Annotated in this window: 20 protein-coding genes; 8 read left to right on the top strand and 12 right to left on the bottom strand. The window is 73.0% G+C overall.

Translation table 11 applies throughout. The features are described from left to right. Positions 1–41: 41 nt before the first annotated feature. Genes Dvina_RS23580 through Dvina_RS23570 form a run of 3 tightly spaced genes read left to right on the top strand, consistent with a single transcriptional unit; the run spans position 42 to position 2,304 of the window. Complete coding sequence (locus tag Dvina_RS23580) at positions 42–494, top strand: GntR family transcriptional regulator (protein WP_223104630.1); 453 nt, start codon at positions 42–44, stop codon at positions 492–494. Further along, on the top strand, positions 491–1,372 hold the full coding sequence (locus Dvina_RS23575) for an ATP-binding cassette domain-containing protein (protein ID WP_223104629.1): 882 nt from the start codon (positions 491–493) through the stop codon (positions 1,370–1,372). The genes Dvina_RS23580 and Dvina_RS23575 overlap by 4 nt, the downstream gene beginning before the upstream one ends. Beyond that, on the top strand, positions 1,369–2,304 hold the full coding sequence (locus tag Dvina_RS23570; RefSeq protein WP_223104628.1) for an ABC transporter permease: 936 nt from the start codon (positions 1,369–1,371) through the stop codon (positions 2,302–2,304). The genes Dvina_RS23575 and Dvina_RS23570 overlap by 4 nt, the downstream gene beginning before the upstream one ends. A gap of 58 nt (positions 2,305–2,362) precedes the next feature. On the opposite strand, the gene Dvina_RS23565 is transcribed toward Dvina_RS23570, so the two are convergent. The 3 genes from Dvina_RS23565 to Dvina_RS23555 form a co-directional block, all read right to left on the bottom strand. Continuing rightward, positions 2,363–3,037 (bottom strand): hypothetical protein, encoded by a 675-nt coding sequence (locus Dvina_RS23565; protein ID WP_223104627.1) that lies wholly within the window; start codon positions 3,035–3,037, stop codon positions 2,363–2,365. After that, positions 3,037–3,432, bottom strand: a complete 396-nt coding sequence (locus tag Dvina_RS23560; RefSeq protein WP_223104626.1) for a DUF4247 domain-containing protein — start codon at positions 3,430–3,432, stop codon at positions 3,037–3,039. Before Dvina_RS23560 ends, Dvina_RS23565 begins: the two co-directional genes overlap by 1 nt. 182 nt (positions 3,433–3,614) lie before the next feature. Further along, positions 3,615–4,733 carry an alkane 1-monooxygenase gene (locus tag Dvina_RS23555; RefSeq protein WP_223104625.1) on the bottom strand — a complete coding sequence of 373 codons (1,119 nt, stop codon included), beginning with the start codon at positions 4,731–4,733 and terminating at the stop codon, positions 3,615–3,617. A gap of 77 nt (positions 4,734–4,810) precedes the next feature. On the opposite strand from Dvina_RS23555, the gene Dvina_RS23550 reads away from it, so the two are divergent. Continuing rightward, complete coding sequence (locus Dvina_RS23550) at positions 4,811–5,401, top strand: TetR/AcrR family transcriptional regulator (protein WP_223104624.1); 591 nt, start codon at positions 4,811–4,813, stop codon at positions 5,399–5,401. A 123-nt stretch (positions 5,402–5,524) separates the two neighbouring features. On the opposite strand, the gene Dvina_RS23545 is transcribed toward Dvina_RS23550, so the two are convergent. Both Dvina_RS23545 and Dvina_RS23540 read right to left on the bottom strand, forming a co-directional pair. Beyond that, positions 5,525–6,157 (bottom strand): superoxide dismutase family protein, encoded by a 633-nt coding sequence (locus Dvina_RS23545; RefSeq protein WP_223104623.1) that lies wholly within the window; start codon positions 6,155–6,157, stop codon positions 5,525–5,527. Between the two features lie 138 nt (positions 6,158–6,295). Then, the gene (locus Dvina_RS23540) at positions 6,296–7,834 is read right to left on the bottom strand and encodes a hypothetical protein (RefSeq protein ID WP_223104622.1); all 1,539 of its coding nucleotides are present in this window, start codon (positions 7,832–7,834) and stop codon (positions 6,296–6,298) included. Positions 7,835–8,238: 404 nt separating this feature from the next. On the opposite strand from Dvina_RS23540, the gene Dvina_RS23535 reads away from it, so the two are divergent. Further along, on the top strand, positions 8,239–9,687 hold the full coding sequence (locus Dvina_RS23535) for a phosphatidylinositol-specific phospholipase C domain-containing protein (RefSeq protein ID WP_246656395.1): 1,449 nt from the start codon (positions 8,239–8,241) through the stop codon (positions 9,685–9,687). A gap of 72 nt (positions 9,688–9,759) precedes the next feature. Here the strand turns inward: Dvina_RS23535 and Dvina_RS23530 are convergent, their stop codons facing one another. From Dvina_RS23530 to Dvina_RS23510, 5 genes are all read right to left on the bottom strand, one after another. Continuing rightward, complete coding sequence (locus tag Dvina_RS23530; RefSeq protein ID WP_223104621.1) at positions 9,760–10,527, bottom strand: hypothetical protein; 768 nt, start codon at positions 10,525–10,527, stop codon at positions 9,760–9,762. Positions 10,528–10,620: 93 nt separating this feature from the next. After that, positions 10,621–11,859: an FAD-dependent oxidoreductase gene (locus Dvina_RS23525; protein WP_223104620.1), complete on the bottom strand. Its 1,239-nt coding sequence runs from the start codon at positions 11,857–11,859 to the stop codon at positions 10,621–10,623. A gap of 145 nt (positions 11,860–12,004) precedes the next feature. Then, the gene (locus Dvina_RS23520; protein WP_223104619.1) at positions 12,005–12,850 is read right to left on the bottom strand and encodes a slipin family protein; all 846 of its coding nucleotides are present in this window, start codon (positions 12,848–12,850) and stop codon (positions 12,005–12,007) included. Between the two features lie 193 nt (positions 12,851–13,043). Further along, positions 13,044–13,904, bottom strand: coding sequence for a universal stress protein (locus Dvina_RS23515; protein WP_223104618.1), 861 nt, complete (start codon positions 13,902–13,904; stop codon positions 13,044–13,046). 34 nt (positions 13,905–13,938) lie between these two features. Next, complete coding sequence (locus Dvina_RS23510) at positions 13,939–14,625, bottom strand: CBS domain-containing protein (RefSeq protein WP_223104617.1); 687 nt, start codon at positions 14,623–14,625, stop codon at positions 13,939–13,941. A gap of 132 nt (positions 14,626–14,757) precedes the next feature. Here Dvina_RS23510 and Dvina_RS23505 point away from each other — a divergent pair, with 132 nt between their 5' ends. The 3 genes from Dvina_RS23505 (at position 14,758) to gap (ending at position 16,657) form a co-directional block, all read left to right on the top strand. After that, on the top strand, positions 14,758–15,147 hold the full coding sequence (locus Dvina_RS23505; RefSeq protein ID WP_223106270.1) for a hypothetical protein: 390 nt from the start codon (positions 14,758–14,760) through the stop codon (positions 15,145–15,147). 270 nt (positions 15,148–15,417) lie between these two features. After that, complete coding sequence (locus Dvina_RS23500) at positions 15,418–15,633, top strand: three-helix bundle dimerization domain-containing protein (protein ID WP_223104616.1); 216 nt, start codon at positions 15,418–15,420, stop codon at positions 15,631–15,633. Position 15,634: 1 nt separating this feature from the next. Further along, a complete protein-coding gene (gap, locus tag Dvina_RS23495; RefSeq protein WP_223104615.1) occupies positions 15,635–16,657 on the top strand; it encodes a type I glyceraldehyde-3-phosphate dehydrogenase in 1,023 nt (340 codons plus the stop codon). Between the two features lie 73 nt (positions 16,658–16,730). On the opposite strand, the gene pflA is transcribed toward gap, so the two are convergent. Beyond that, a complete protein-coding gene (gene pflA / locus Dvina_RS23490) occupies positions 16,731–17,459 on the bottom strand; it encodes a pyruvate formate-lyase-activating protein (RefSeq protein WP_223104614.1) in 729 nt (242 codons plus the stop codon). Continuing rightward, positions 17,456–19,717 (bottom strand): formate C-acetyltransferase, encoded by a 2,262-nt coding sequence (gene pflB, locus Dvina_RS23485; protein WP_223104613.1) that lies wholly within the window; start codon positions 19,715–19,717, stop codon positions 17,456–17,458. Before pflB ends, pflA begins: the two co-directional genes overlap by 4 nt. Between the last annotated feature and the right edge of the window lie 14 nt (positions 19,718–19,731).

Below are 19,731 nucleotides of genomic sequence, written 5' to 3'. Positions count from 1 at the left end.
CTCCGTTGACGTACAGCCGCCGCTTCTTTTAGGCTTTTACTATGGAACTAGATAAAGACGGCACCTCGCAAGTCCGGTTCGTGCTGGACCCGGGCTCCGGAGTGCCGACCTATCTTCAGCTCGTCCATCAGGTCGAGCAGGCCATGCGGCTGGGCGTGCTGCGCGACGGAGACCGGCTGCCCCGTATCAAGGACGTCGTGGAGACACTCGCGATCAACCCCAACACGGTGCAGAAGGCGTACCGCGAATTGACGGCTCGCGGCATCGCCAGCGGCCAGCAGGGCGTCGGCACGTTCGTGCGCGGCTCGCTGCCGGTGGTCGACCTGGCCGGGCAGGCGGCACTGCGCCGACGGCTCGTCACCTGGGTGCGTGCGGCCCGGGACGCCGGTCTCGATCACGGCGGCATCAGCGCGCTCGTCGCGAGCGTCCTGCACGAAGAGTCCACCGCAGCGCCGGTATCGCCGGGCCGGCGCGAGAACATGGGGGCGGCATGAACGCGGTCGAAACGTTCGGGCTCACCCAGCGCTACAGGCGCACTGTCGCGCTCGACGACTGCACGCTGGCCATTCCCGCGGGCCGGGTCGTCGCGCTGGTCGGGCCCAACGGCGCCGGCAAGACCACCCTGCTCGAGCTCGCGATCGGGCTGCGCCGTCCGACCTCGGGCCGCATCGAGGCGCTCGGCGCGGAGCCGGGCGCGCGCCGCGACCGTATCGGCTTCCTCGACCAGCACGCCGCGCTCTACCCGGCGCTGACCATCCGCGAGCTGCTGCGCCTCGGTGAGCATCTCAACACGCGGTGGGACGCCGCGGTCGCCTGGGGTCGCATCGAGGCGCTGGGCCTGTCGCCACAACGCCGCTTCGGCACCCTGTCGGGTGGCCAGCAATCCCAGGTCGCCCTGGCCCTGGCGCTGGGCAAGCGCCCGGACCTGCTGCTGCTCGACGAGCCGCTGGCCCGGCTCGACCCCCTCGCCCGGCATGAGTTCCTCGCGGCGTTGCTGTCCGTCGTCGCCGAGCGGGAGGTCTCCGTGCTGTTCTCCTCACACAATCTCGCCGAACTGGAGCGAGCCTGCGACTACCTCGTGCTCCTGCAGGAGGGCGTCGTCCGGCTCGCCGGAGATGTCGACGACCTCGTCGCGCACCACGAGCTGCTGACCGGGCGGCCGGACCGCTCCGGCGGACTCGGCGCGCACACGGTGGTGTCGCGGGTCGGGACGACCGCCCAGGAGCATGTGCTGGTTCGCACGCATACGCCGCGGTCGGAGCCGCCACCCGGCTGGCAACGGCGGCCGGTCACCCTTGACGAGCTCGTCCTGGCCTACCTGCGCTCCGACGCGGCCGCCCGGCCCGGTCCCCGGGCGGTGGTGACCGGATGAGCCGCCCGCGTGGCCTCTGGCCGACCTGGCGGCTGCACCGCGCCGCACTGCTCACCAGCGTGGCCGTCCTGCTCGCACTCACCGTCCTGCTCGTGCTCACCGGGCTGCGGATCCGGGCGTCGTACGACCAGCTGGGCATCGACGCCTGCCGGCCGGCGTGCACTCCCGCGCAGCTGAACGCCTTCGCGGAACAGGCACAGCGCTGGGGCCTCTGGTCGCAGTTCCTCGCCCTGCTGCCCGGGCTCCTGGGCATGTTCGTCGGCGCGCCGCTGCTCGCCCGGGAGTACGAAGCGGGGACGTTCCGTTTCGCGTTCACCCAGGGCATCACGCCGCAGCGGCTGCTGCTGACCAAGGTCGCCCTGCTCGGCGGGGCGCTGCTCACCGTCACGCTCGCCTTCAGTGCCTTCTTCCATTGGTGGTACACCCCGATCGCCTTGATCAAGGACCGGCTCGCGCCGTGGCCGTACCACGCCGACGGGATCTACCTCGCCGCCGCAACGCTGTTCTGCTTCGCCCTCGGCGTGCTCGCCGGCGCGGTGTTGCGACGCACCGTCCTGGCGATGGTCGTCACCGGCGCCGCATGGATCGCGGTGTTCTTCGCCGACTGGTACGGACTGCGCCCGCATTTCGCTCAGCCCCTGCTTGCCCGCAGCGCCACCGGCGGCCTCGGGCACGGCGGCCGCCCCTGGGTGGTCGACAGCTGGGTCGTCGACCCCTCCGGCCACCGCCTGTCCGACGCCGACTGGAACGCGATCGTCGCCCTGCACGCCGGCGATCGCTCCTGGGATCAGGCGGATTACACAACCTGGATACTGTACGAGCCGGGTTCGCGCTTCTGGTCCTTCCAGGCCCTCGACGCGGGCTGGCTCACCGCCCTCGCGGCCGCTTTCGTCCTGGCCACACTCTGGTGGCTGCGGCGCCGGCCCACCTGAGGCACGTGCCACGCGGCGCAGACCCGAGGACGACCGGGCATGACGAACGGCCGAGCGCTCACCAGAGCCGGGCCAGCCAGCGCAGCAGGACTGTCGTGCCGGCCGCGGCCACCAGGAACGCGCCGCCGATGACCAGCAGGATCCACCGGTCGCGCAGGAAGTCGTTGCCGGCCTCGGGCAGCGGCCGCGGGGTGCCGGCCACCGCCCGCTGCGGCGCCACGGTGGAGGTCACACCGGCCTCGACCGCGAGCAGCGGCAGCGCCTCGGCCGCGTCGAGGATGGTCTCCCGCGGCCGGGACAGCAGCCGGTTCGCGCCGGCACCGGCACCCTCGAGACCGGCCGGGTCCAGGCGCTTGGTGATGCCGGTGCTGGTGACGATGGCGTACCCGGCATAGTCCTGGAAGCCCTCCTCGTCATCGGGGTAGTCGTGGTAGGTCCCGCGGACCTCGATCCAGCGCGGACAGCGGTCCGGATGCTCCTCGGCCCGGACGCCGAGGCCGAGGTTGGAGCCGGAGCTCACCACGGTCTGCTCGTCCAGCAGCTGCCAGCCGTAGCAGATGCCCTGCGCCTCGCCGGCCCGGCTCAGGTCCTCGGTGACGGCCGCAGCCGCGGCCTGGTGACCCGACCCGTCGTCGGCGACGGGCCTGTGCGTGAGGACGAAGAGCAGCGCGCCGGCCATCACGGCGACGGTGAAGACGGTCCAGACGATGCGGAAGAGCTTGTAGCCGCGCATCAGCCACCGTTCCGATTGGACCAGCCGCTGTCGCCAAGCGTGCCGGCGTACCGGCGGTAGGCCGAGCCGACCGGCTCGACGAGGATCAGTGTGCCGCCGCCGTCGGGCCGCAGGACCACCGCGTCCGCGGCGTAGCGCAGGTACACGCCGGAGCCGTCGGCGTACCGGCCGGCCGGCGCCCACGCCCGGGTGAGCTCGAGCGCGACGGCGGTCGGCGGCCGGCCGCTGGTGTACGCCTGCGCCGCACCGGCGATGTCCCGGCCCGGCGCGCGCTGGTAGTGCCCGGCCACGTACGAGCGCGGCGACAGCCCGCCGCCCGAGCAGGCGGCCACCCCGAACAGCAGGAGCCCGACGGCGGCCAGACCGGCCGGGATGAGGTACCACAGGCGGCTCATGCGTTCCTTCCGGGCGGGGCGTGACACGGCCGCCGACCGTACCAAAGCCGGGCCGCCGGTTCCACCGGTTGTCGTCCCGGCCGATCATCGTGGGCCGCCCGCGCAGGCGGACCGGAGGCGCCGACCACGGCGATCTTCGCGACTGGTCGGGGCGGATTTCGTTGTGCGGAGCCGGACCCGGCTCATCCGGTGTTGGCCCGGCCGGCGTCGCCGCCGTAGTGGGCCAGGACGCGATGGTCCATGACCCGCCGCCACAGGGGCGGGGCGAGGGCCAGGACCACCATGGTGGCGTACCCGGCCGGCAGCTGCGGCGACTCGTCGAAGCTGCGCAGCACCTGGTAGCGGCGCAGCGGGTTGGCGTGGTGGTCGCTGTGGCGCTGCAGCTGGAACAGGAACACGTTGGTGACCAGCCGGTCGCTGTTCCAGCTGTGACGGGGGTCGACCTTCTCGTACCGTCCCGTGCCGGTGCGCTCCCGGCGCAGACCGTAGTGCTCGAGGTAGTTGACCGCCTCCAGCAGGGTGAAGCCGACGAGGGCCTGCAGCACCAGCATCGGCACGACCGCCCAGCCGAACGCGGCGACGAGCGCGACGCCCAGCACCCCCGTCATCGCCCACGCGTTGAGCACGTCGTTGCGCACCGTCCACGGGCTGCGACCGCGGATGCGCAAGCGGTTGGCCTCCAGCCGCCACGCGGAGCGCAGGCCACCGGCGACGGTGCGCGGCCAGAACCGCCAGAAGCTCTCGCCGAGCCGGGAGCTGGCCGGGTCCTCGGGCGTGGCCACCCGGACGTGATGACCGCGGTTGTGCTCGACGAAGAAGTGGCCGTAGCCGGTCGGGGCGAGCGCGATCTTCGAAAGCCAGCGCTCCACGGACTCGCGCTTGTGCCCGAGCTCGTGCGCGGTGTTGATGGCGACGCCGTTGACGATGCCGACGGTCAGGACCAGTCCGGCCGCACCGATCGGGTCGGCGCCGCCGTGTGCGAGCCAGTCGCGCCAGATCCAGCACCCCATGACCAGCGCCGCGTACTGCGCCGGCAGGTAGAGAAACGTGATCCATCGGTAGTACGGCGAGCGCTGCAGGGCCGCGACAGCGTCCTCCGGCGGGTTCCGTGCGTCGTCGCCGATGAGCAGATCGACGGCCGGGATCACCCCGAACACCACGAGCGGCGTGAGCCACCACGCCCAGGAGCGCCCGGCCGTGACGGCCAGCGCGAGCGCGGCGAAGGGCAGGGCGGGCACGACGAGCGCGAGCGGCCACAGGGGTCGCCGGGGGTCGCGCCAGGCATCGACGGTCATGTCCATGCCGCCATGCTTTACAAATGAGTCCATGATGTCAAGTGATTGGACATCACCATAGATGACGTCTAAGGTCGGCGCTGATGGCTTCGCCGACGCCGTACCGCGACGAGAACCGCCGACGCCTGCGCAGCGCGCTGGTGGCCGCCGCCCGCGACCTCACCGTCGCGCACGGCTGGCCCGGGGTGACCATGGCCGCGGTGGCCAAGCTCGCGGGGGTCAGCCGCCAGACGGTCTACAACGAGTTCACCGACAAGGCCGGCCTCGCCGAGGCCCTCGCGCGGCACGAGATCGAGCACTTCGTCGACGCGGTCAGCACCCGCCTGCACGAGCACGGCGGCGACGCCCGGGCCGCCGCCCACGCCGCGGTGCTGCACACCCTCGCCGAGGCCGCCCGGAACCCGCTGATCAAGGCCGTGCTGACCAGCGCCCGCGGCGGCGCCGACGAGCTGCTGCCCTACCTCACCACCCGCTCCGAGCTCGTGCTCGCCGCGGCCAGCGCCGCCATCCACGACTGGGCCGCCGCCCGGCTCACCGACCCCGACCCCGACCGCCTGGCCCTGGCCGCCGAGTCGGTCGTCCGGCTCACCGTGAGCCACATCGTGCAGCCCTCCGCCCCGGCCGAGCGGACCGCCACCGCCCTCGCCGAGGTCTTCACCCGCCTGCTGGGCTGACCACACCGACGCCGGCCGGCGATCCAGCATCATCAGCCGAGTCAGACCCGACCGACGGCTCGGCCCGGGCCGCGGTCACCGGCCGGATGCCGGGGGCGGTCCGGGGGTCCGTCGATACGTGCCTCAGTACGTGATGGTGAGGCAGGCCACCCGGGCGCCGGCGGCGCCCGCCTCGCCGGGCTTCGTCATGGTGCCGCCCTCGTGGATCACCAACGACTGCGGCCGGTGCTGCGGGCTCAGCGCCCAGGGCTGCTCGGCGCGGACCTTGGCGGCGCCGTGGGCGTCGGTGGTGAAGTCCAGCCACACCTCGTTGCGCGGGTTGGCGTACGTCGGATTGCTGGACGGCGAGGAGCTCGCCGCCGGTTCCGGGTGGTACTGGAAGTGGCCGCCGGCGGCCTTCGGGTCCTTGCCGCACGGGTTGACGTGCAGGTGCGCGCCGTACGTGCGGTTCGCTTGGAACCCGGTGACCGCGAGCGTGACCGTGGTGCGCTCGCCGGCGCTGTGCAGGGTGAGCTCGGCCGCGGCAGACGCGGTGGCGGCGGAGGTGTCGTACAGGAATGCGGTGGTTCCGGGTGGCGCCGTGGCGGCGGGGTGGAACGTACCCTTCGCCGTCACCGTGGCCGGCTCGGTGCTCGAAGGCCCGGGCAGCGCCGACGCCGTCGCCACCGGCCGTTTCGGCGCTGCGTCCGCACCCCGGCAGCCGGCGACGAGCGCCGGGCCGAGCAGGACCAGCGCGGCAGCAACTCCACGCCGCATTCGAGACTCCCCTCGTGTTCAGGCGGGCACCGGAGCCGGCGTGGGGCTGAAGACCACGACCGGCACGTACCTCAGCCTGACTGCCAGGAGGTACGGCCGGAGACCGGAACCTCGCCGATCATCCGAGGGGCTACCCGGTCAGCCCACCCGGGCCCGGTGAGCGCCCACCACCGCGGGGTCGACGCCGAGCGCCCGCGCGGCCGCGGTGGCGGCGGCCGCCGCGGCCCTGGGGTCGTGCTCGGCCACCTCGGCGATCAGCGCCCGGATCCGCTCGATGCGCCGGGCCGCGGCCCGCAGCTGTGGCGCCGGGTCGGGCAGGGTCAGCAGGATGTCGATGTCGGTGGCGCGCACGTAGCGGTGGATGACGTCGGCCAGCTTCTTCGCGCACTTGGCCGCGTCCGCCTCGAAGCGCGCGTCGTACCGCACGCCCCGGGTGGTGACCACGTCGGCCGTGGAGGCTGCGGCGGCGCGGACGGCAGCGTTGTACCGCTCGGTGATCCGCGCCCCGACCTCCAGGTGTACCCGGCCCTGGTGGCCGTCGATCCGCAGCCGCTGGGTGAGGCCGCTGAGCTGCTCGGCGTGCAGCGTGACGGTCTCCAGGCTGTGGTCGGGCTGACCCGGGTGGTCGGGCCGGTCGGTGTCGACCTCGGCGGTGATGGTGACGACGCCGCCGGCGGCGGGCACGAGGATGCCGTTGACCGTGTACTGCACCACGGGCGCGGCGAAGCCATACAGCTGCACCGAGCAGTCCAGGGCCCGGTCGAAGGTCCGCCAGTTGTAGGTGTAGTCGGCCGCCGGGCACAGCGGCCCCGGCTGGACGTGCACGAACCCGCCGCTCTCGGTGCGCGGCGGCGTCAGGTCCACGCGGTGCAGTACGACGGTGACCTGCCGCTGGTCGTCGTCGTAGAGCGGGAACAGGTCGTCGCTGGCCGGGGCGTAGCTGCCCGGGCCGCCGACCGGCACCGGGTAGAACTTGCGGAGGATGTCGGTGAACTCGACCCAGCCGGTGTCGCGGCCGGTGAGATTGTGGAACGTGTCGGCCAGCGTCGCGCCGCCGTGCTGGATGACGTCGGCGAGGGAGTACCCGAGCTGGCTGACCAGCCACCAGATGAACGCCGCGGCGCAGCCGAACGAGGGCCAGTCCGTGTCGGAGTCCTTGGTGGCGGAGACCCAGTCGGGCCGCTGCGGGTCGTTGAGCCACGTGCCGATGCGGGGGCCGAAGCTCAGGCTCGAGGTGTAGTACGGCACCGGGTACAACGCCGCGGCGCAGACGATCGACAGGCCCTCGCCGTTGCTGCCGTTCGACTTCCAGCTCGTGGCCTTGCGGCGCTTGTTGCGCACGCCCATGAGCACCTCGGCGAGCTCCGCCACGACCACGCAGCGCGCGGCCTCGTCGGCGGCGACCGCGGAGACCACCCCCGTGAACGGCCTGGTCTTGACAAGCGTCGTGCCGTCCTCGCCGAAGCCGCCGTTCCAGCCGAAGCTCAGGATGTTGCTCACCTCGACGGTGATCTGGTTGTGCGGCCCGAACGCGCCCTTCTCCCCGAAGAGCGCCTCCAGCCGGTCGAGGTCGTGCTCGCACGACTGCTGCAGCGCGAACGCACGCTCCTTCGCGCCGTTGAGCGAGTCCTCGTAGGTGTAGTTGAACCGCTTGCTGGGTTCCAAGGTCTGAATCATGCTCCCCCTCCTCGTCCAGAGTGTGGACGAAGATCACGGAGCGTGAGGTCGGCGAGCCGACAGTGACGTCTGGCCGATCATGAGCGGTGGAGCTGCCGGCTGTATCTCGCCGGCGTCCCCGCGACGACGTCGCCCAACTGTCGCCACTCATCGACAAGGTCCCACCCCGCCGGGTGATGCGGTTGTCGAGCACGACGAGCTCATTGCACGATCACCGCCACCGCAGCACATTCTCAGGCCGAGTGACGTACGACCGCAGCAGACGCAGGCGGCGCGCTCCGCACGACGTTCACGCCGCGATATGTGTGCCAGTTCTCGACGATCTTGAATTAAGTCGGCGACCCTCAGGCGTTCACCGGGCAGCCGTTGATCTGGGCACCGGACGTGTGGCATAGATGAGCGTCATGACCACACTGCATCCGGGGACCCGGCGGCGGCTCGCGGCCGCCGCCGTCGCGCTGGGCCTCGCCGGCGCCGCTGTTCTCGCCGGGTCCGCCGCGATCGCCGCCACGCCGGGCGACAGCCTGCCGTTCGCCTCGGCGATCTTCAAAGCGACGCACAACAGCTACTCGGGCAACGTCGACGGCGCCAAGGGCTCCATCGCCGGCCAGCTGGACAGCGGTGTCCGCTTCATCGAGTTCGACGTCCACGACAACGGTTACGCGGCCAACCACGACTACTCGATCGGGCACAACTCCCCCGGCGACGCCGTCGACCACACCGGCAACCCCGCCTCCAGCCTGCTGCGCGACTGGCTGCAGACCGTCTCGTCGTGGTCGGCCGCGCACCCGGCCCACGCGCCGATCGTCGTGATGCTCGACCTCAAGGACGACCTGACCGACAACCCCTCATTCGCCGAGGGCAACCTGACCGCGCTCAACCAGGAGCTCGTCGACGCCTTCGGATCGCGCCTGCTCCAGGCCCGGGACGTGGCCGGCGCCCTGGGCACCGTCGGCTCGCTGCGCGGCCGCGTGCTGAGCCTGATCTCGGGCGACGCCGGCACCCGCACCGAGTACCGCCGCGACGTCGGCTACAACCCGGCCGTCGCGATCAACGCCCGCGGCCAGGTCGTCGAGGTCCACGATTCAGGGTCCGGATCGCTCTGGTACTGGACCGGCGCCTACGGCCCCGACGGTCGCATCACGTGGCTGCGCCACGGCCGCTACGACTCCGGCACCACGCCCGCCGTCGCGCTCAACGACGACGGCCAGCTCGTCGAGGTGCACAAGAGCCAGAACAACAGCGGTCTCTGGTACCGCGTGGGTCAGCTCGACGGGACCGGAGAAGTCGCCTGGTCGGCCAGTAAGCAGTACGACAGCGGGGTGCAGCCGACCGTCCGGTTCACGGCCGCCGGCACCCTGCGCGAGGTCCACCGCAGCCAGTCGAACAGCCAGAACTGGGCCTGGACCGGCACCCTCAACGCCGCCGCGCTGACGGTGGCGTGGGCCGGCAACGCCAAGACCTCCGACTCGCTCTACGACAAGACCACGGCCGTGTCCGGCGGCTCGCGCGTCACAGTGCGGACCGGCACCGACGGCGCCGCCCCGGCCCAGACGGTGCTGTACGCCACCCCCGGCGTCGCGACCGGCCGGGTCCGCTACACGCAGACGGCGTTCGACGAGTTCCAGGCCGGTGACGCCGCCGTCCTGCAGGAGGGCGCCCAGTTCTACGCGGCCACGGCGACGAACTCGTCGTTCATCGTCGCCGCCCGCCAGAGCGGCCACAGCGTGCGCGGCTGGGACTTCGACAGCGCGTCGAGCGCCACCAGCCCCCTGGCCAACTACCCGGCCACCAACCACCCGGCGGACGCCTGGTACACGAACCTGCTGGCCCAGAACGGCGCGGTTGCCTAGCGCGGCCGGCCGCCCCGGTCCCGCCCCGGGCGCGCCGCGGCGTCCGGGCCGAGGCCGCCGCGGCGGTGCCGGTCAGTCGGGGGCGCGGCGCGTGCCGGCGTATTCGGCGGCCCGCTCGAACTTGCCCTCGTCGGTGATGCTGAGCAGCGTCAGGACGATGGTGCGGACGCCGAACGCGGCCACGCAGATGAAGATCAGCTGCAGCGGGCTCATCCCGATGGCGTTGTCCTCGACCGCCGACAGGTCGGTGTTGACCTCAGCGGCCAGGAGGTACTGCGCCACGGTCATGCACAGCGCCAGCACCAGGATCGGCCCCGTCATCCGCCAGCGGGCGGTGGCGCCCGTGGCCAGGAACACCGCCGCCGCGGTGACGGCGGCGAGCCCGGCGGCGGTGGCGACGGCCGCCGGCACGTCGATCGACACCGCGTATCCGGACCGGCCGGCGAGGACCGCCTGCACCGCCATCCCGCCGGTGAGCAGCCCGACGGTGGCGCCGGCGGTGACCGTCCACACGGGCCGGGGGTTGGCCGCCGCCACACCGAGGACCGCGCAGGCCAGCCCGATCGACACCACGGTCAGGGCCAGGCTCGGGGCCAGGTAGAACACGACACTGTCGTCACGCAGGTGTATGGCGGTGGCGATTACGAACAGCGCGTCGTCGCGGGCGGTCTCGACGATCCCCCACGCCGCCGCGAGGACGAGGAAGGCCCGGTTGGCGAAGGAGCGCCGGGCGTCGGTCATCCGGACGAGGCAGAACACGGACAGGACGCAGCCGATGCCGTTGGAGATGAACACGCCGAGGATGAACCAGATGTTGTACACCACAGGGCCAGCGGTCACGCGCGGACTGTACCGGCCGGGGCCGGCATTCCGGGAATTGCGAGCGCGGCCGTAGCGCTCGGTGCCCACCCGGCGGCGCAGTGTCGCCGTCGCTCACCGGCCCTTCCCCAGCAGCCACGCGAGCCGGGCCAGCACCGGGTGGCGGCGGGCCCACATCGTGCCCAGGTTCTGGGTGGAGGCCGCCACTGCCGCGTACCCGTACTCGCGCATCCGCTCCTCGTAGGCACCGACGGCCGCCGGCAGCGGCTCCTCGCCCCGGTCGGCCCGGATCAGCGCGCCCGCCAGCAGCGCGGCGTCCATGAGTGCCGTGTTGGCGCCGGACCCGCCGGCCGGGCTCATCGCGTGGATCGCGTCGCCGAGCACGGTGACCGGCCCGGGCGCCCACGCCGGCGCCGGCTCGGAGATGCTGACGCGCACCAGGAACGTCTCGTCCACCTCGGCCCCGTCGACGAGCGCCCGCAGCTGGGGGTGCCACCCGCCGATCGCCGCGGCGGCCAGCCGGTGCAGCTCCCCCGGGTCCGCGCCGAGCAGCTCGTCGTCGCCGGCCTTGAACCCGGCCGCCGGACCGGTCACCGCCCACATCACGTAGTCCGCGACAGGCGACACCGCCGCCGCCGGGCACAGTCGCCGCGCGGCCACGTCCGGCGGCTCCGGAAACCGCACGAGCGCACACGCCAGGCCGAGCCCCGCACCCCCGACGACCGCCGTGAACCCGGCCCGAACCGGCTCCGGCAGCGCCGTGCCGGGCGTGAGCAGCGTCTTGCCGTAGACACACCGCGCCCCGGTGTCGACGATCCGCGCATCCGGCAGCCGCCGGCGCCGCACCGCCGAGCCGACCCCGTCCGCGCCGACCACCACGTCGGCCTCGGCCCTCGACCCGTCCGCGAAGTGCAGCCGGACCCCGCCGGGCCCCTCGTCGTACCCGATGCAGGACCGCCCGTAGGCGATCGTGTCCTCGAGCCCGGTGGCCAGCACCTCACGCAGCGTCTGGCGGTTGGCGGGCGCGCTGAGCGCGGCGGGCTCGACCACCCGCGGATCGGCCCCGCCGCCGGTGGCGCCCCGGTGACGGACGTTCAGCCGCTCGTCGAGCACCGTCAGCGCCGTGCCGGGCGTGGCGAGGGTGTGCCGGAACAGCTCGTACAGCTGCGGCGGCAGGCACTCGTGCAGCGCCTTCGCGGCCCGGCCGTCGAGGTGGATGCGGTAGCCCTGCCGCCGCGCAGCGAGCCCCGCGTCCCGCTCGAACACCTTTACATCCACCCCGCCGCGCCGCAGCCCCTGCGCCAGCGCCAGCCCACCGATCCCGCCCCCGACAATCGCGACCCGCAGCCCCATGATCGGAGTATGCGAGCCTCGCGCAACCGCATCCGTCCTCGCGTGGATGACCACCGCGACCGGGCCGGCCGCCTCGGCGGCGTCGGCGGCGGCGGGCGCGGGCCGGCCGCCGTCGACGCCGACCAGGACGGTCGGGGCCGTGCTCTCAGCCCTTGACCGGCACGGCGTTGCCGGCGCGGGGGGCCGGCAGGGTCGTGGCGAGCGGCCCCGGTGCCGGCACCTGGGCGGCCGCGGCCGCCTCGCGGGCCAGGAACGATCCGAGCTCGCCGATGGTGCTCATGAGGGGGGCCGGGAAGACCACTGTGGTGTTCTTGTCCACGCCGATCTCGACCATGCTCTGCAGGTTGCGCAGCTGCAGCGCCAGCGGGTGGGCCATCATGGTGTCGGAGGCGTCGCCGAGCGCCGCCGCGGCCAGCGACTCGCCCTCGGCGTTGATGATCTTTGCGCGCTTCTCCCGCTCGGCCTCGGCCTGGCGGGCCATGGCCCGCTTCATGCTGTCCGGCAGCTGGATGTCCTTGAGCTCGACCAGCGTGACCTCGACACCCCACTCGGTGGTCGTCACGTCGAGGATCTCGCGGATGTCGACGTTGATCCGGTCGGTCTCGGCGAGCGTCTCGTCGAGCGAGTGCTGCCCGACCACCTTGCGCAGGGTCGTCTGGGCGATCTGGTTGATCGCGGCCCGCACGTTCTCGATCGCCACGACCGACTTCACCGCGTCGGTGACCCGGAAGTAGGCCACGGCGGAGACGTCGACGCTGACGTTGTCCCGGGTGATGATGCCCTGCGACTGGATCGGCATGGTGACGATGCGCAGCGAGACCCGGTGCATCTGGTCGATTATCGGGATCAGCAGCCGCAGGCCCGGCGGGCGGGCGCCGACGATCCGGCCGAGGCGGAAGACCACGCCCCGCTCGTACTGCTTGACGACCCGGATCGAGAGCACGGCGGCCAGCACGATGACGGCCGCGATGACGATGAGCACGGTATTCATGAGGCACGCTCCTTTGCGTGTTGCCATCGGACCGGCCGGCGCGCTCCGGTCCCACCGAAGCCAGCCTCACGCGGCGAAAGCCCCGGCGGCAGGGTCGACGGTCCGGTGCGGCGGGACGTTCGGCCCTGCGTGGCGACTCCGGGCCGAGCGGCGCCGGAGCGAGGCGGGCGGTGCGGCGGCCGGGCCCGCCGCCTCATGGCAGCGCGGCCACCCGGCGGGCGTGCCGGCGCGGCGGGCGCACGACCGCGACCGGGCTCGCGGCATTGCGCACGAGCACCTCGGCCAGGTGGCCCGGCGCCGCGGTCGCGGGGTGCACGCCGAGGTCCCGATCACCGATGACCACGAGGCCGGCCTCGTGCGACGCGTCCAGCAGGCGCGCCACCGGGTCCAGGCCGGTGAGCACGTCGACGGCGACCGGCACGTCCGCGTAGGTCGCGCGCCAGCCGGCGATCGCCTCGTGCACCGCGCGCCGGGCTGTCGCGTCGTCGGGCCGTTGGTCGTTCTCGAACTGCCGCACGCAGCAGATGCGCAGGCCCGCACCGCGCCAGTGGGCCGCGGCGAAGGCGAACGGCACGGCCGGCGCGTCCGGCTCCTCGGGGTCGAAGCCGAGGACCACCTCGTCCCGGTCCGGCGGCACCGGGCCGACCACCATCACGGGGCAGGCGGCCCGGACCGCCACCCGCGCCGCCGTCGAGCCGGCCGGCCCGCGGCGCGTGGTGTTCAGCCCGGACCGGCCCACCACCAGCAGGCCGGCCGAGCGCGAGGCCCGCAGCAGTGCCCCGGCGGCCGTGCTCTCGGCCACCACGGTGCACACCTCCAGGTCGGGGTGGCGCCGCCGCAGCGCGTCGCGGACCGCCTCGACGAGGGTCCGGCCGGCCGCCCGGGTGTCCGCGGCGATACCCGGCGGCAGGAGCAGGGCGTAGTCGGCGACCGGCAGCCGGGCGTGCACCAGGCGCAGGGGACGGTGGCCGGCGACGGCCTCGGCGGCGGCCATCCGCGCCGCCGCCAGCGACGCGACGGACCCGTCGACCCCGGCGATGATCCTGCTCAGCATCGGGTGCGCCTCCTCGGGACCGGATCGGTGACGCTCAGGCGTCGAAGCTGTACCGGTGCTGCACGGTCGTGTCGTCGAAGCCCCACTCGAGCTCCTCGGAGACGCCGACGACGCCGTCGAGGGCGCGGGTGAGGCGGGCGGCGATCTGGGCGGTGGTGCGGCGGTCGACCTTGCCCCTGAGGGTGACGTGGCCGTCGGCGACGGTGACGTCCACCTCGAGCGGGTCCAGCCACAGCACGCCGAGCAGCACGCCGTCGACGACGTCGGCCCGGATGTCCGCGTCCGTGCGCAGGTAGCGGCGCAGCAGGTCGCGGCGGGCCACGATGCCGATCAGGCTGCCGTCCTCGTCGAGCACGGGCAGGCGCTTCACCTCGTGCTGCTCCATGAGGCGGGCCGCGCGGGTCAGCGGTACCCCCGCCGCGATCGTCACGGCCGGAGCCGTCATCAGGTCGCGGGCCGTCTCACCGGCCGCCTTCTCCTTGGCCCGGCGGGACCGGCGCCGCTCGAACAGCCCGGCGTGGACCTCGGCACCGTTGAACTCGACCTTGTGCAGCAGGTCGGCCTCGGACACGACCCCGATCACCTTCCGGTCGTCGCCGACCACGGGCACGGCGCTGACGCCCATGTCGACGAGGAGGTCCGCAATCTGCTTGTAGCCCAGATCGGGCGAGACCGTGACCACGCTCCTGGTCATCACATCGCGTACGAGCAACGCGCGCATCGCCGTCTCCTTTCTCGTGTCGTCTCCCTCAACGGTGACCCGCCCGCGCGCCGGGCACACGGGCTGAAGGTCCCGGTGCCGCCGGGCCGGACGCCCTTCCCGCGGCCGCCGGGGTCGCGGTGCGCTGTCGGCATGACCAGGATCGAACTGTCCCCGCCCCCCGCCGGCCCGGTGCACGCGGCCGGAACGACGCTCCTGCCGGCGGTCCGCACCGGCCGCGGCCGGTCGACTCCGGTCGGCCTCTACGTCGTCGACGAGCGCGGCCGCGCCCGGTTCGTGCCGGCCGCGGACGTGCACCGGCTGGCCGGCTACGCGCTCGCCGCGGTGACGGTGGCGGCCGCGGCCGGCGTGGCCACCGCCTGGAGCCGGCGCGGCCGGGGCCCGTCCATCGGCACCGTCCACATGGGCCCGGGCGGCTGGGTCAGCCTCAAGCGGAGTGCCGCGCCGCCGCTGCGCGCGCCGCGCGGGAGCCGTCCGTGGTGGGCCCGCCTGCTGCGGGCCCGTCGCCTTGTCGCACAGTGAGCTGGGCCCGGGTGGTCAGGCGGGCCAGTGCGTCGCTCATCGCCACGCCCAGCGCCGCCACACCGGCACCGAACAGGACCACCCGCAGATTCGGATTGCGCATGTCCACTGCCCTCCTTCGTCGTCACCTCGACAGTGCGGCCGGGAGGGTCGGGCGCGCCTGAGGCACCCGGCCCGCATCGACGGGCCGTTGGCCCCTGTCCCCGGCGGCGCCCGCGGCGCAGCGTGGAGGGTGATCGGAGCCGACCGATCGGCTGGAAGGAGCGCACGATGCTGGCCATCGAGTACAAGACCGCGATCGAGGAGCACGCGATCGCCCACGCGACGCAGCGGCTGATCCGCCGGTACGCCACCACCCACGACGCCGCGACGGTCCGCACCACGGTCCAGCGCATCGCCGAGCGGTACGCCACCGCCGACGTCCAGGGCTTCGTCCCGGTGCTCGTGGAGCGCGAGGCGCGCCGCGTGCTCGACGGGGCGGTGTGACATGACCTACCGCATCGCCATCAACGGCTTCGGCCGGATCGGCCGCGACGTCGTGCGGTGCCTCGTCGAGCGCAGCCTGCTCGGGGGCCCGATCACCGTCGTCGCGATCAACGACCTGTTCGACGCGGCGAGCCTGGCGCACCTGCTGCAGTACGACTCCACGTTCGGCCGCCTGCGCAGCACCGTCGACGTCGACCCGTCCGGCGGCGGCTTCAGCGTCGGCGGGCAGTACATCGAGGTGATCCGGCAGCGCGACCCGGCGTTCCTGCCCTGGGCGGACCTCGACGTGGACCTGGTCATCGAGTCGACCGGCCGGTTCCGGGCCCGCGACGACGCCGCCGTGCACCTCAAGGCGGGCGCCCGCAAGGTGCTGATCTCCGCGCCGGGCCGCGATGCCGACGCGACGATCGTGCTCGGCGTCAACGACGCGACGTACGACCCGCAGCGCCACGACATCGTCTCCGCGGCGTCCTGCACCACCAACTGCGCCGCGCCGATGGCCCAGGTCCTGCACAACGCGTTCGGGATCGAGCAGGGCACGCTGACCACGGTGCACGCCTACACCAACGACCAGGTTGTGCTCGACGCCCCGCACAAGGACCCGCGGCGGGGCCGCACCGCCGCCACCAACATCATCCCGACCGGCACCGGCGCGGCCAAGGCGATCGGCCTGGTCCTGCCCGAGCTCGCCGGCCGGCTCGGCGGCATCGCGCTGCGGGTGCCGGTGGAGAACGGCTCGCTGACCGACCTGACCGTGCGCCTGGCCCAGCCGGCCACCACCGACCAGGTCAACGCCGCGTTCGCCGCGGCGGCCGCGGGCCCGCTCGCCGGCGTGCTGCGCTACAGCGACGCGCCACTGGTCTCCCGTGACATCATCGGCGACCCGGCCTCCTGCGTGTTCGACTCGGGGCTCACCGCCGCCGACGGGCAGCTGGTGAAGGTCTTCGGCTGGTACGACAACGAGTGGGGCTACACCAACCGCCTCGTCGACCTCGCGCTGCTCGTCGCGGGAGCCGAGCACTAGGCGACGCCACCAGCAGCAGTGACGACGAGAGTCGGCCCGCACGATGCGGGCCGACTCTCTCGTGTCGGTGTGGCTAGACGGTTTTCAGGCCCGCCTCGCGGAACACGGCGCGGACCCGTTCGGTCAGGTCCGGCGTGGGCGGCGGGGTGTCGTGGAGCGGGAAGCGGATGCCCAGGCGCTCGTACTTCGGGACGCCGAGCTTGTGGAAGGGCAGCACGTCGACGCGTTCCACGTTGCCGAGGCCGGCGGCGAAGCGGGACAGGCCCTTGACGTCGGTCAGGTCGTCGGTGTAGCCGGGGACCAGGACGTAGCGCAGCCAGACGGGTGTGGCGCGGATCGACAGGCGGCGGGCGAAGTCCAGGGTCGGGCTCAGGTCGCCGCCGGTCAGGCTGCGGTAGCCCGCCGGGTCCCAGCACTTGATATCAAGCAGGACCAGGCTTGTCAGGTCGAGCAGGTCGTCGCCGGCCCGGGCGCCGAGCGCGCCGGACGTGTCAAGGGCGGTGTGCAGATTGAGCTCCCGGGCGCCGGCGAACAGCGCCCGGGTGAAGGCCGGCTGCAGCAACGGTTCGCCGCCGCTGACGGTCAGGCCGCCGCCGGCGGTGCGCAGGAAGGCGGCGTAGCCGGACAGGCGGTCCAGGAGGTCCGCCGCGGTGGTCGCGGTGCCGTCGCGCATGTGCCAGGTGTCGGGGTTCTGGCAGTACAGGCAGCGCAGTGGGCATCCCGACAGGAACGCCACGAACCTGGTCCCGGGACCGTCCACACCGGTGGACAGGTCCCAGGAGTGCAGCCGGCCGGTGGTCATCGGGCGCCGTGGAAGGTGCGGCCGATGACGTCGCGCTGCTGTTCGGCCGTGAGCTTGACGAAGTTCACGGCGTAGCCGGAGACGCGGATGGTCAGCTGCGGGTAGCGCTCCGGGTGCTCCATCGCGTCCAGCAGCGTCGCCCGGTCCAGGACGTTGACGTTGAGGTGGAAGCCGCCGGCGCCCGTGTAGGCGTCGAGGATGCCGGCCAGGTTCGCGGCCCGCTCGTCGTCGGCGCGGCCCAGGCCGTCCGGGGTGACCGTGCTGGTCAGCGAGATGCCGTCGCGGGCAGACGCGAAGGGCAGCTTCGCCACCGACAGCGCCGAGGCGGCCATGCCGTGCACGTCGCGGCCGTTCATCGGGTTGGCCCCGGGCGCGAACGGCTCGCCGGCCCGGCGGCCGTCGGGCGTGTTGCCGGTGTGCTTGCCGTAGACGACGTTCGACGTGATGGTCAGCACCGACTGGGTGTGGATCGCGTCGCGGTAGCTCGGGTTGGCGCGCACCTTCTCCATGAACGTCTCGACGAGCCACACCGCGATGCTGTCGGCGCGGTCGTCGCCGTTGCCGTACGCGGGGTACGTCCCCTCGATCGTGTAGTCCACGACGAGCCCGGTGTCGTCGCGCACCGGGCGGACCGTCGCGTAGCGGATCGCCGAGAGGCTGTCCGCGGCGACTGAGAGGCCCGCGATCCCGCACGCGAGGAACCGGCGCACCGGGTAGTCGTGCAGGGCCATTTCGAGGCGCTCGTACGCGTACTTGTCGTGCATGTAGTGGATGATGTTCAGCGCGTCCACGTAGGTGCGGGCGAGCCAGTCGAGCGTCCGGTCGAACGACGCGAGCACCGTGTCGTAGTCCAGGACGTCGCCGGTCACGGGCTGCGCGGCCGGGGCCACCTGGGCGCCCGTCATCTCGTCGCGGCCGCCGTTGATGGCGTAGAGCAGCGCTTTGGCGACGTTCACGCGGGCGCCGAAGAACTGCATGTCCTTGCCGACCCGCATCGCCGAGACGCAGCACGCGATGGCCGTGTCGTCGTCGCTGTATTCGCGCAGCAGCGTGTCGTTCTCGTACTGGATGGCGCTGGTGTCGAGGGAGACCTGCGCGCAGAACCGCTTGAACGGCTCGGGCAGCGCCGGCGACCACAGCACCGTCAGGTTCGGCTCGGGCGCCGGGCCGAGGTTGTACAGCGTCCGCAGGTATCGGAACGACGTCCGGCTCACCAGCGTCGTCGCGCCGTCGCCGGCCATGCCGCCGATGGACTCGGTCACCCAGGTCGGGTCGCCGGAGAACAGCTGGTCGTATTCGGGCGTGCGCAGGAAGCGGATGATGCGCAGCTTGATGACGAAGTCGTCGACGAGCTCCTGTGCCCCGGCCTCGTCCAGCGTGCCCTCGTCGAGGTCGCGCTCGAGGTACACGTCGAGGAACGTCGAGGTGCGGCCCAGGGACATCGCCGCGCCGTTCTGCTCCTTGGTCGCGGCCAGGTAGCCGAAGTACAGCCACTGGATCGCCTCGCGGGCGTTACGGGCCGGACCCGAGATGTCGTACCCGTAGGAGCCCGCCATCGCCTTGAGCTCCCCGAGCGCGCGCAACTGCTCGGCCAGCTCCTCCCGGTCGCGCACGACATCGGCGGACGCGGGGCGGTCGTCGAGCGACGCCTTGTCGCGCCGCTTGGCCTCGATCAGCGCGTCGACGCCGTAGAGCGCCACCCGCCGGTAGTCGCCGATGATGCGGCCACGGCCGTACGCGTCGGGCAGCCCGGTGATGATCCCGGCCTTGCGCGCGGCCAGGATCTGCGGCGTGTAGGCGTCGAACACCGCCTCGTTGTGCGTCTTGCGGTAGCGCGTGAAGATCTCCTCCACGATCGGGTCGAGCTCGTAGCCGTACGCGCGCAGCCCGTTCACGACCATGCGCAGCCCGCCGTTGGGCATGATGGCCCGGCGCAGCGGCGCGTCGGTCTGCAGGCCGACGATCAGCTCCCGGTCCCGGTCGATGTACCCGGGTGCGTGCGCGGTGATCGCGGCCGGCGTGTGCACGTCGACGTCGTAGATCCCCCGCGCCCGCTCCTCGGGGAACATCGCGGTGAGCAGGCCCCATACGTGGGTAGTGCGGGGGGTGGGGCCGGCGAGGAATGACGCGTCGCCGGTGTACGGCCGGACGTTGGCCCGGATGAAGCCGGCGACGTCGATCTCGTCGCGCCACCGGCCGCCGCGGAATCCGCGCCAGGGGGCGAGTGCAGTCTCGGCGGGAACGCTCGTGGTGGTCATGCCTCAAGCGTTCC

The organism is Dactylosporangium vinaceum, assembly GCF_019904175.1.
GTDB classification, from domain to species: domain Bacteria; phylum Actinomycetota; class Actinomycetes; order Mycobacteriales; family Micromonosporaceae; genus Dactylosporangium; species Dactylosporangium vinaceum.
Note: the sequence above shows the minus strand (reverse complement) of the source record. Positions and strands in the feature narration are given on the sequence as shown.